This is a genomic window from uncultured Aurantimicrobium sp. (genome assembly GCF_936931525.1).
Taxonomy (GTDB): domain Bacteria; phylum Actinomycetota; class Actinomycetes; order Actinomycetales; family Microbacteriaceae; genus Aurantimicrobium.
Genome location: NZ_CAKZII010000027.1, coordinates 1 through 11,475, shown reverse-complemented (window position 1 = coordinate 11,475; position 11,475 = coordinate 1). Strand labels below are relative to the sequence as shown.

9 protein-coding genes are annotated in these 11,475 nt (G+C 56.4%); 4 read left to right on the top strand and 5 right to left on the bottom strand.

Features of this window, described 5'->3' with window-relative positions; genetic code table 11:
* Window positions 1-156: 156 nt before the first annotated feature.
* Both aceB and aceA read right to left on the bottom strand, forming a co-directional pair.
* Window positions 157-1,758: a malate synthase A gene (gene aceB / locus Q0362_RS01205; RefSeq protein ID WP_298118925.1), complete on the bottom strand. Its 1,602-nt coding sequence runs from the start codon at window positions 1,756-1,758 to the stop codon at window positions 157-159.
* 36 nt (window positions 1,759-1,794) lie between these two features.
* Window positions 1,795-3,084, bottom strand: a complete 1,290-nt coding sequence (gene aceA, locus Q0362_RS01200; RefSeq protein WP_298118923.1) for an isocitrate lyase — start codon at window positions 3,082-3,084, stop codon at window positions 1,795-1,797.
* 182 nt (window positions 3,085-3,266) lie between these two features.
* Between aceA and Q0362_RS01195 the strand changes: the two genes are divergently transcribed.
* Complete coding sequence (locus Q0362_RS01195; RefSeq protein WP_298118921.1) at window positions 3,267-4,703, top strand: helix-turn-helix transcriptional regulator; 1,437 nt, start codon at window positions 3,267-3,269, stop codon at window positions 4,701-4,703.
* Between the two features lie 25 nt (window positions 4,704-4,728).
* On the opposite strand, the gene Q0362_RS01190 is transcribed toward Q0362_RS01195, so the two are convergent.
* The gene (locus Q0362_RS01190; RefSeq protein ID WP_298118919.1) at window positions 4,729-5,514 is read right to left on the bottom strand and encodes an IclR family transcriptional regulator; all 786 of its coding nucleotides are present in this window, start codon (window positions 5,512-5,514) and stop codon (window positions 4,729-4,731) included.
* Window positions 5,515-5,600: 86 nt separating this feature from the next.
* Between Q0362_RS01190 and hutH the strand changes: the two genes are divergently transcribed.
* The 3 genes from hutH to hutI are packed head-to-tail and all read left to right on the top strand — an operon-like array spanning window position 5,601 to window position 10,058.
* On the top strand, window positions 5,601-7,145 hold the full coding sequence (gene hutH / locus Q0362_RS01185; protein WP_298118916.1) for a histidine ammonia-lyase: 1,545 nt from the start codon (window positions 5,601-5,603) through the stop codon (window positions 7,143-7,145).
* A gap of 31 nt (window positions 7,146-7,176) precedes the next feature.
* Window positions 7,177-8,835 (top strand): urocanate hydratase, encoded by a 1,659-nt coding sequence (hutU, locus tag Q0362_RS01180; protein WP_298118914.1) that lies wholly within the window; start codon window positions 7,177-7,179, stop codon window positions 8,833-8,835.
* 17 nt (window positions 8,836-8,852) lie between these two features.
* Window positions 8,853-10,058: an imidazolonepropionase gene (hutI, locus tag Q0362_RS01175; protein WP_298118912.1), complete on the top strand. Its 1,206-nt coding sequence runs from the start codon at window positions 8,853-8,855 to the stop codon at window positions 10,056-10,058.
* On the opposite strand, the gene Q0362_RS01170 is transcribed toward hutI, so the two are convergent.
* A complete protein-coding gene (locus tag Q0362_RS01170; RefSeq protein ID WP_298118910.1) occupies window positions 10,045-11,004 on the bottom strand; it encodes an arginase family protein in 960 nt (319 codons plus the stop codon). The genes hutI and Q0362_RS01170 overlap by 14 nt on opposite strands.
* Window positions 10,997-11,347 (bottom strand): SdpI family protein, encoded by a 351-nt coding sequence (locus tag Q0362_RS01165; protein ID WP_298118908.1) that lies wholly within the window; start codon window positions 11,345-11,347, stop codon window positions 10,997-10,999. Before Q0362_RS01165 ends, Q0362_RS01170 begins: the two co-directional genes overlap by 8 nt.
* Window positions 11,348-11,475 lie beyond the last annotated feature (128 nt).

The window sequence follows — 11,475 nt, the reverse complement described above, 5'->3', positions numbered from 1 at the left end:
CGCCTGACCGGTCGAGGTCTATATCCAGTGTGCGCTTGTTTTCTCTGAACGTCAATGTGGGAAGTGGGTATGTCGCCGAGAGCTTAATTGTTCTCCCCACAACGATGCCCCACCGAAAACTCGATGGGGCATCGCCACATTGGAGGTGGTTAGTGACTATTCGTCAAGGAACAACATTGAATAAGCGCCGAGAGTGAGGAAGGTGGGGAAACTGTCTCCGTCGAGGCAAACCTGACGGAATATCTCCACTGCATCGTCATAACGGTCATCACGTGAACGCTCGAGGCCAGCAACTGTGTCAAAGATGAGCTGTTCGATGAGTGCTTTGGTGATCAATGTGCCTTCACGAGTCTTCACTTGGTAGTGAATCCACTGCCAGATTTGCGAACGGCTAATTTCAGCCGTTGCTGCATCCTCCATGAGATTGTCAATCGCTGCGGCACCGACTCCACGGAGCCAGGACTCGATGTAACGAATACCGATAGACACGTTGTCGTGAACACCACGATCGGTAACATCCCCGCCCATTGCCTTGATATCAAGAAGATCTTCTGGCTCAACGTGAACCTCGGGACGGAGTCGATCAACCTGGTTGGGGCGATCTCCCAGAACTGCGTCAAATTCAGCTCTGGCGGTGGGAATGAGGTCTGGGTGAGCAACCCAGGTGCCATCAAAACCATCACCGGCTTCACGAGACTTGTCATTCTTCACGGCAGCAAGAGCACGTTCAGTCACTTCTGGATCACGGCGGTTCGGAATGAAAGCGCTCATTCCGCCAATCGCGTGAGCTCCACGCTTGTGGCAGGTAGAGACCAAAAGCTCCGTGTACGCACGCATGAAGGGAACTGTCATGGTGATTTGTGAACGGTCAGGAGTGATGTACTGCTGCCCAGAATCACGGAAGTTCTTGATGATCGAGAAGATGTAGTCCCAACGGCCAGCGTTGAGGCCTGCGCAGTGATCGCGCATCTCCCAGAGGATTTCTTCCATCTCGAATGCTGCAGGGATGGTTTCAATCAACACCGTCGCACGAATGGTTCCATAAGGAATTCCCAAACGGTCCTCGGCGAAGGTGAAGACATCGTTCCACCAACGTGCCTCAGCGTGGCTTTCCAACTTCGCAATGTAGAAGTAGGGGCCAGCACCTCGAGCAATGAGCTCTTTAGCGTTGTGGAAGAAGTAGAGACCGAAATCAACCAGGCTGCCTACTGCTTTGGAAGTGTTGCCATCTTCGCCAACGTAAATGAGGTGCTTTTCTGGAAGGTGCAATCCGCGAGGTCGCATCACGATGGTAGGGGTGACCTCCTCCGTGATTGTGTAGGTCTTGCTGCCGGATTCAAACACAAGCTGGCGACGGATTGCGTCATACAGCGAGATTTGTCCGCCAATGATGTTGTTCCAGGTAGGGCTGGTCGCATCTTCTAAATCCGCCAGCCATACCTTTGCACCTGAGTTGAGTGCATTACACGTCATTTTGGGATCTGTTGGTCCCGTAATTTCAACACGACGATCTTCGAGACCAGGACCAGCCCCTGCAACCGACCACGTCTCATCCTCACGGATGTGACGGGTCGAGTACAGGAACTCAGGACGGCGTCCACTCGCAAAATTTGCTCGGTTGACCACTCGGCGGGCAAGCAGGTCGTTGCGCGTGCCTGCAAAGAGGTCGTGCAGCTCTGTCAGGAATGCCAGGGCTTCTGAGGTGAGGATCTCATTGAAGCGAGGTCCTCGTGGGCAATTAATGCTGATGTGAGACATGATCTGTGTCCTTAGCGTCTGATCGTGTTACGCGATTTAGTGGAACTGCTCTTCCTCGGTTGAACCAACCAAGGCGAGAGTTGCGCTGTCAGGGTTGAGTGCAGTGGAGATGACATCGAAGTAACCGGTGCCAACCTCACGCTGGTGCTTGGTTGCGGTGTAGCCATCAACTTCGCTCGCGAATTCTGCTTCCTGAAGCTCTACGTAAGCGCTCATTGCACGCTCCTTGTAGCCCTTGGCCAGGTTGAACATGGAGTGGTTGAGAGCGTGGAAGCCAGCCAGAGTAATGAACTGGAACTTGTAACCCATCGCTGCCAGGTCTGCCTGGAAGGTTGCAATCTCAGCGTCAGTGAGGTGCTTCTTCCAGTTGAAGGATGGCGAGCAGTTGTAAGCGAGCATCTTGCCAGGGAACTTCGCGTGGATTGCTTCTGCAAACTCACGAGCAAGTGCCAAGTCAGGCTCTCCGGTTTCAACCCAGATCAGGTCTGCGTACTCAGCGAAAGCAAGACCGCGGGTAATTACTGGATCCAGTCCAGCATTGACGCGGTAGAAGCCTTCGTTGGTGCGCTCGCCGGTGGTGTACTGAGCATCACGTGCGTCAACGTCGCTGGTGAGCAAGTCAGCAGCAAGCGCATCGGTACGAGCAATGATGATGGTGGGAACACCAGCAACGTCTGCTGCCAGACGAGCTGCGTTCAAGGTGCGAACGTGCTGCTGGGTGGGGATCAGAACCTTGCCACCGAGGTGACCGCACTTCTTCTCCGAAGCGAGCTGGTCTTCCCAGTGAACACCGGCAGCGCCGGACTGAATCATGGACTTCATCAGTTCGTATGCGTTGAGAGGACCACCGAAGCCAGCCTCAGCGTCAGCAACGATCGGAGCGAGCCAGTCAACAGTTGCTTTGCCCTCAACACGCTCAACCTGGTCAGCACGGATGAGTGCATTGTTGATGCGGCGAACTACAGCAGGTACGGAGTTTGCAGGGTAGAGGCTCTGGTCTGGGTAGGTCTGTCCGGAGAGGTTTGCATCTCCAGCTACCTGCCAACCAGAAAGGTAAATGGCCTTGAGGCCAGCCTTGATCTGCTGAACAGCCTGGTTTCCCGTGAGTGCACCAAGAGCAGGAACCCACTCTTCGGTGTGCAGGAGGTTCCAGAGGTTCTCAGCACCACGACGAGCAAGGGTTGCCTCTTCGGTGATGGAGCCGCGAAGGCGGATGACTTCTTCCGCGGTGTAGTCGCGCTTGATGCCTGCCCAGCGAGGGTCGGTGTCCCATTCACGCTGCAGCTGTGCTGCGCTTTGGGTGTTGTCTCCGGTGCGGAATGTCATTTTGATCTCCTTTGATCGATTTGGAAGGTTTTGGAAAGTGGGAAACATTTCTGCCGTTTGCTTCGTTACTTCGAGTATTTGGCCTCCGCAACCCCAGTGGATGACATTTCTGAGTAGAAATATTGCAAAACTTCTGTTTTATAAAACTTCCTTTACTTTGCTGGAGCTGAGAGAGTTAAGACATGAGCGAACCACTAGATGCACTTCTGATTGGCCGGAACATCCGTGACCTCCGCACACGCCAAGGAATGACCCTGGAAGCACTTGCTGTTGCTATCGAGCGTGCGCCCTCGCAGGTCTCTGCTTTAGAGAACGGCAAACGTGCTCCGCGGATCATTCAGTTGCAACAGATTGCCACCGCTCTCGGGGTTTCCCTCGACGCCCTTCTCACCCCTGAACCACTTTCCGACCGCAGCTCGAAAGAACTCGAGATTGAACGAGCACAGCGCAACGGAATGTATGCCTCGTTGGGACTTCCAGAAATGAAGCTCAGCAAAGGTCTCAGTGAGGGTGTCCTAGACACCATCCTGGGCCTTCAGAAAGAAGTGGAGCGACTCCACCTCCTCAAAGCTGCAACTCCCGAAGAAGCACGACGTGCCAACTCAGCTCTGCGCCAAGAAATGCGAGAAGTCAACAACTACTACGCAGATCTCGAAGGCCGCGCCAAAGAGCTCCACGCCCTGATTGGACACACAACCGGCCCGCTCTCCGAGCGATTAACAGCAGAACTTGCCAACAAACTCGGCTTTACGTTGCACTATGTGTCTGACCTCCCAGCCTCTACACGCACGGTGACCGACACCAAGAATGGTCGCATCTTCCTCCCGGTCAGACGCGAGGGTCGCGATCCACGAACGGCTCTTTTGCAAGCGCTGAGTGCGCACGTGCTGCAGTTTTCTGAACCCACAAACTATGAGGAATACCTCAACCAGCGCGTTCAGTCGAACTACCTTGCAGGTGCTTTGCTGATTCCGGAATCAAGCGCAGTTCCCTTCCTCGCACAAGCCAAAGAACAGCGAGAGCTTTCAGTAGAAGACCTGCGGGATATGTATGCAGTGGGGTATGAAGTTGCTGCCCACCGCTTCACAAACCTGGCCACCGTGCACCTGGATATCCCCGTGCACTTCCTCAAGGTCTATGAAAATGGAACCCTGTCCAAGGCATATGAAAACGACAAGGTTGCGTTCCCTACGGATGTTTTTGGCGCCGTTGAAGGGCAGATTGTGTGCCGCAACTGGAGTGCACGTCGCGTCTTTTCAATAGATGACCGCTTCACGCCCTATCACCAATACACCGACAAGCCTTCAGGCACCTATTGGTGCACCTCACGCATTCAGTCTTCGCCTCAAGGTGACTTCTCGATCAGCGTGGGAACACCTTTTGCCTCGGTGAAGTGGTTCCGTGGGCGAGACACAACTATCCGCCACCGCTCTGAATGCCCTGATTCGTCCTGCTGCCGTGAGGCACCTGCTGAACTCAGCGCAAAATGGGATGAGGGTGTTCGCCCTGTTCCCAAGATCAATTCAAGCCTGCTGGCAGCGCTGCCAAGAAATGGAATTCTGGGCGTTGATCAGCGTGAGATTCTTGAATTCTTAGAGGCCCACGAACCTACGAACTAGCTGTGTGAGCTGCCCATTTTTCAGACTATCCCGCACCGTGAATACGGCGGCTGAGCTCGTGAGCTGTTGCGCTCATTTCAGGAAGTAATGAGTCCACTTTCTCCTTGAACGCTTCTGGAGTATTCAATCCTGCTGATGAAAAAGTGACAGCAATACCCGCCGCAGGCCAACCAATGTGATCTTTCACAACAACGCCAACCGAAGCCAAGCCTTCTGTGATCTCCCCGCGCTCGATGGAATATCCGTGTGAAGCAGAATCTGTGACAAGTGCTTTGAGCTCGCGATAGGTTCGAGGCCCCGTGGTGGCAACGCCTGCTCGCTGACTGAACACAATGCTGTCTGGATAGAGCGCACGCAATTGAGCGGGTGGCAACGCAGAAAGTAATGCGCGGCCGGATGCGGTGAGGTGGGCTGGAAGGCGAACGCCCACTTCAGTCACGAGGCTGGGTCGGCGTGGAGCGCGTTCTTCCACGACATAAAGAACATCAGTACCATGCAGCACGGCAAGGTGGGCAGACTCCCCGATGTGGTCCACCAGCTTTGCCAACAAAGGTGCGCCAAGACGTGTCAGCGGTTGTTGGCGAGTGTAGGCGGAGGAAAGTTCAAAAGCAGCGGGACCTAGACCATAGCGACGCTCTTCAGGAATGTGCAGGGCAAAGCCACGCTCGGTGAGCACGGTCAAGATTTGATAAACCGAGGACCTGGGTAACTCCAGCGCAGTGGCTATTGATTGCGCTGGAACAGGGCCTCGCTGGTGGGCAAGATGTTCAAGAATGCGCAGGGTTGAATCGGCTGCAGGGACTTTACTCACATCGCCAGTCTGCCATGTCTGTTATCTCAGACACAAGGGGGACTTTCACTGTATTTTCAAGCATTTTTTTAGTGTGAAATCAGAGCATGAGTTCAGTAGTCGTCGGCACAGGTGCCGTATCCATCGAAGACGTGGTCGCGGTTGCCCGCCCCAACGCCACCATCACGCTTGATTCTGGAGCACTTGCAGGCGTTGCCGCTTCTCGCGCTGTGATTGATGGCTTGGCGTCAGACCCCAACCCTCACTACGGAATCTCCACCGGTTTTGGCGCATTGGCCACTACCTTCATCGAGACTGACCGCCGGGCTCAGCTCCAGGCATCACTTGTTCGCTCTCACGCAGCTGGCTCTGGCCCCGAGGTGGAGCGCGAAGTCATTCGCGCTCTGATGCTTTTGCGCCTCTCCACGCTGATGACCGGTCGCACCGGCGTGCGCCCTGTGGTTGCTGAGACGTATGCCGCAGTCATCAATGCAGGAATTACTCCCGTGGTTCGTGAATACGGATCCCTCGGCTGTTCCGGTGACCTCGCTCCGCTCTCGCATTGTGCTCTTGCAACTCTGGGCGAAGGCGATGTTCGCGACGCAGAGGGTGTTCTCATGCCCGCTGCAGAAGCACTTGCGGCAGCTGGCATCACTCCGCTCAAACTCGAAGAAAAAGAAGGCCTCGCGCTCATCAATGGCACCGACGGCATGCTCGGCATGCTGGCACTGGCCATTACTGATCTCAAGATGTTGATGACCACCGTGGATGTTTCCGCGGCCATGAGCATCGAAGGCCTGATGGGCACCGACAAGGTATTCGCAGCAGACCTACACGCACTGCGTCCCCAGGTTGGGCAGGGTCAGTCAGCAACGAACCTGCGCAATATCCTCGCTGACTCCCCCATCGTGCACTCCCACGCTGGGCCCGAAGATGGTCGCGTTCAGGATGCTTATTCGTTGCGCTGCTCACCTCAGGTGCACGGTGGTGCGCGTGACACTATTGCACATGCCGAGATGGTGGCAGGTCGCGAACTGGCCTCTGCCGTGGACAACCCCGTCCTGACCGTGGATGGCCGCGTGGAAAGCAACGGCAACTTCCACGGCGCTCCTGTGGCTTATGTACTCGACTTCCTTGCCATCGTTGCTGCTGATGTGGCCTCCATGAGTGAGCGTCGCACCGACCGCTTCCTCGACCGCGCACGCAACCAGGGCCTTCCTCCCTTCCTCGCCCACGAAGTTGGTGTCGACTCTGGCCTCATGATTGCCCAATACACCGCAGCAGGCTTGGTTTCAGAGATGAAGCGCCTGGCAGTTCCCGCTTCTGCCGACTCCATTCCTTCCAGCGCGATGCAAGAAGACCACGTTTCAATGGGTTGGCATGCGGGACGCAAACTGCGCAAGGCAGTTGATGCGTTCTCCCGCGTGATCGCCATTGAACTCATGACTGCAGCCAGGGGCATTGATCTGCGCGAACCTCTGAAGCCCAGCCCCATTACTGGTGCAGTCATTGCCGAACTGCGCAGCAACGGCGTTGCCGGCCCTGGTGCAGACCGCTTCCTTTCTCCCGAGATTGAAGCAGCAGCAGAACTCACTCTGAGTGGACGCATTGCAGCGGTCGCTCAGTCCGCAGCCACTACCCCACTGATCTAGTCAGCACGAAGAATTAGCCAAGGAGAACATCATGACCTCAGGACCTCGCACCGTTCGCGCCGCACGCGGAAACAAGCTGACTGCCAAGAACTGGCAGACCGAAGCCCCCATGCGCATGCTCATGAACAACCTCGACCCTGAGGTTGCTGAGCACCCCGAGAAGCTCGTGGTCTATGGCGGCACCGGTAAGGCTGCCCGCACCTGGGAAGCATACGACGCCATCGTGCGCACCCTCGAGACGCTTGAGTCCGACGAGACCCTGCTGGTTCAGTCTGGAAAGCCTGTCGGCGTATTCCGCACCAACGAATGGGCACCTCGAGTGCTCATTGCTAACTCGAACCTTGTTGGTGACTGGGCAACCTGGCCCGAGTTCCGCAAGCTTGAGGCTGAAGGACTGACCATGTACGGCCAGATGACTGCTGGGTCCTGGATCTACATCGGAACCCAGGGCATACTGCAGGGAACCTACGAAACCTTCGGTGCTGTTGCACGCCAACACTTTGGTGGCACACTGGCTGGAACGCTGACCTTGACCGGTGGCTGCGGTGGCATGGGTGGTGCACAGCCTCTGGCTGTAACCATGAATGACGGTGTCGTTCTCATCGTGGATGTGGACGCCTCTCGCCTCGAGCGTCGTGTTGAACACGGCTACCTCGACGAGATGACTCATGACCTCGATGACGCGATTGCTCGCGTGCTTGCAGCCAAGGAATCCAAGACTCCACTTTCTGTGGGCATCGTAGGCAACGCTGCCGAGGTATTCACTGAGCTCTTGGAGCGTAAGGTCCCCATCGATATCGTCACTGACCAGACCAGTGCCCACGACCCCCTCTCCTACCTCCCCGAGGGTGTCTCTGTCGAGGAATGGCACCAGAAGGCAGAGGCAGACGCAGTCTGGTTCACAGACCACTCTCGCGCTGCCATGGCCAAGCAGGTCAAGGCCATGGTTGAGTTCCAAGATGCAGGAGCCATCGTCTTCGACTACGGCAACTCGATCCGTGCTGAAGCCAAGCTCGGCGGTTACGACCGCGCATTCGAATTCCCCGGATTCGTTCCTGCCTACATTCGCCCATTGTTCTGCGAAGGCAATGGCCCCTTCCGCTGGGTTGCTCTTTCTGGTGACCCAGAAGATATCGCCAAGACTGACAAGGCCATCCTGGAGCTCTTCCCCGAGAATGAGCACCTCAAGCGGTGGATCACCAAGGCGGGCGAAAAGGTTCACTTTGAAGGCCTCCCCGCCCGCATCTGCTGGCTTGGTTACAAGGAACGCCACCTCGCTGGACTGAAGTTCAACGAGATGGTTGCTTCAGGTGAGCTTTCTGCACCCATCGTGATTGGTCGCGACCACCTGGACTCCGGTTCGGTTGCCTCGCCTTATCGCGAGACCGAAGCAATGAAGGATGGCTCAGACGCTATTGCCGACTGGCCTTTGCTCAACGCACTGCTCAACACGGCATCGGGTGCAACATGGGTGTCCCTCCACCACGGTGGTGGCGTCGGTATCGGTCGCTCCATCCACTCTGGCCAGGTCACTGTTGCTGATGGCACTCCACTTGCAGCTCAGAAGCTCGAGCGTGTGCTGACCAACGACCCCGGAACCGGTGTGATGCGTCACGTTGATGCTGGCTACGAGCGTGCAGAAGAAGTTGCACGCGAGCGTGGTCTGCGCGTTCCCATGCAGGAAGGCTAAGCCGTAGGCTCACTGTCATGACCCGCACACTCTTCACCAATATCGGATTGCTCGTCACGAACAATCCAAGCGAGGCTGTGCGCGCAGGCGGAACGAAAACTCCCACGGGGGAAATCGAGAACGCCGCCATGATCGTGGACAACGGCCTCGTTGCCTGGGTTGGCCGTGCTGTTGATGCCGAAACCGGCGGCGGTTTTGATATCGATGCCGTGGTCAATGTGCACGGAAACACTCTGATCCCAGGGTTTGTGGATTCCCACTCGCACATCGTCTTTGCTGGTGATCGTGCGGGAGAGTTTGCTGCCCGCATGGAAGGCAAGCCGTATGCCGCTGGTGGAATACGTTCCACCGTGGCGGCCACAAGGGAAGCAACAGATGAAGAGCTGCGTCACCGCCTGCATTCTTTGCTCACAGAAATGCACGCTCAAGGAACCACCACTGTAGAAATCAAGAGTGGTTATGGCCTGGACGTTGCCACCGAAGAGCGCCTTGTTCGCCTCGCACGAGAAGTCACCGAAGAAGTGACCTTCTTGGGTGCTCACGTCGTCCCGGCTGAATACAAAGACAACCGTGAAGACTACGTTCAGATCGTCATCGGCGAGATGCTCGAGAAATGCGCCCCACCCGCCAAGTGGATTGATGTCTTCTGCGAAGAAGGCGCCTTCTCTGTCGAGGAATCACGCCGCATCTTGAACGCAGGTAAGGAAGCAGGGCTTCTCCCCCGCGTTCATGCCTCACAACTGGGCCCAGGTGAAGGCATTGCACTGGCTATTGAAGTCGGTGCTGCATCTGTTGATCACTGCACGTATCTGACAGATGCCGATGTTGAGGCACTTGCTGCTTCTCAGACCGTGGCGACGCTGTTGCCAGGAGTCGAGTTCTCCACCAAGCAGCCCTATCCTTCCGGACGTCGCCTGATCGATTCTGGTGTGACCGTGGCGCTGTCAACAGACTGCAACCCCGGCTCTAGCTTTACGTCCTCTATGCCCTTCTGCATCGCTGTGGCGGTGCGTGAGATGGGTATGACCCCTGCAGAAGCACTCTGGGCCTCCACTGCAGGTGGCGCCCAAGCTCTGCAGCGCACAGACGTGGGAAAGATTTCCGTCGGCATGCGTGCGGATATTGCTGAGATTTCAGCGCCGAGCTATGTCCACCTGGCTTATCGCCCAGGTGTTCCCCTGATTGGTCGGGTCTGGAAAGACGGAGAACTTATCGCTGGCTAAGTCCGGCGACCGCTTCCAGTACACACAGAGCTGCCAAGCGAATGGTGCGACCATCGGGAGCATCCATGGTGGCATCAATCTCGGCCAGGTCAATAGAGCGAACCTGAGGGTGCTTCCCTGCAGCACGTGCAGCTTGGCGCAGTTCATAGGCACTAATGCCACCGGGAACACTTGCTGGGCAAGCAGGAGCCACAGCCCGATCACACACGTCAACGTCAAGATCAACGTGGATGGGCCCACCGGCTGATCCTGCAATGCTCAACGCTTCAGCCATGACATCCGCCATGGGACGACGCTCGAGCTCATCTCGGTGAATAACCGTGATGCCGAGCTCTTGAGCTCGACGGGCATAACCCACTGAGTTGGCAAAGTCTTGAATACCGATCTGAACAATACGCTCAGGGTTCATTCCCGCTTCGATGAGACGGCGCACGGGTGACCCATTACTCACACCATCACGCAGGTCATAGTGAGCATCCAGGGTGATGAGCCCTGCAGTTTCGAGGTTGCTTCCCCACACGCCCAGTGCTGCAGCAACGGTGATGGAGTTATCCCCACCCAGAGCAATAACAAGTTCGGCCGCTTTCGCAGCATCAGCCATCAGAGCGATGGTGCGGGCTTCACCCGCAGGTGAGTCAGGATCGCTCACATCGCCAAAGTCAGCAACAGTGAGCTCTTCCAGATCGACGATGGCGGGATCAGTTCGAAGGTTCTTATCGAGGCTTCCGCGATCCTGCATCAGTGCTGGTGAATAGCGATACAGCGCTGCACGAATAGCGTCAGGGGTTTCGTGGGCGTTTGTTGCACTCAAAGATGTCTGGGAAGCAGGAATACCCACTAATGCAGCATCGATTTTCTTTCCCGCAGGAAGGTCTTCCGGGGAAGGCCAGCCTCCAGCACGAGGCCAGAGAGGGTCGTTGGACAGGCCTGATGGCTGGTTAGACATCAGCTGCCTTTGCTGCTTTCTGCCCCTGAACGGCAGCAAAGATGACGCCTACAAGAAGTGCACCCAGTGCTACTTCAACGAGGTAAGCCTGGTACTCGAAAGGGAGGAAAAGGGACACGATCATCAAGGTGGCATTAGCAAGAGCAGTGTCACGCATCAGTGGATAGGCAGCCACGTGAGCGGCGAGCCAGGTTTTGTCGTTCTTACGTGTTGCCTTGGTGCGGATACCTGCCCAGGCGTTGGGGCCTACCTTGCCCGTTGCGGCTCGTGCAACAACGGCATACAAAATGACGTCCGCCACAATCGAGAGCGAAACGATGAGGTAGTGAGTGCCTGAATCCATGCTTCTAGGCTACTGGTCTGGCGCCCGTTTTTACCGTGGTAAACTGGTATCACCGACGCGGGGTGGAGCAGCTCGGTAGCTCGCTGGGCTCATAACCCAGAGGTCGCAGGTTCAAATCCTGTCCCCGC

Excerpts from the sequence above, each read along its gene's own strand:
- hutI (WP_298118912.1), top strand. The coding sequence starts at position 8,853 with ATGACCCGCACACTCTTCACCAATATCGGATTGCTCGTCACGAACAAT.
- aceB (WP_298118925.1), bottom strand. The coding sequence starts at position 1,758 with ATGTCTCACATCAGCATTAATTGCCCACGAGGACCTCGCTTCAATGAG.
- hutH (WP_298118916.1), top strand. The coding sequence starts at position 5,601 with ATGAGTTCAGTAGTCGTCGGCACAGGTGCCGTATCCATCGAAGACGTG.
- hutU (WP_298118914.1), top strand. The coding sequence starts at position 7,177 with ATGACCTCAGGACCTCGCACCGTTCGCGCCGCACGCGGAAACAAGCTG.
- Q0362_RS01195 (WP_298118921.1), top strand. The coding sequence starts at position 3,267 with ATGAGCGAACCACTAGATGCACTTCTGATTGGCCGGAACATCCGTGAC.
- Q0362_RS01165 (WP_298118908.1), bottom strand. The coding sequence starts at position 11,347 with ATGGATTCAGGCACTCACTACCTCATCGTTTCGCTCTCGATTGTGGCG.
- Q0362_RS01170 (WP_298118910.1), bottom strand. The coding sequence starts at position 11,004 with ATGTCTAACCAGCCATCAGGCCTGTCCAACGACCCTCTCTGGCCTCGT.
- aceA (WP_298118923.1), bottom strand. The coding sequence starts at position 3,084 with ATGACATTCCGCACCGGAGACAACACCCAAAGCGCAGCACAGCTGCAG.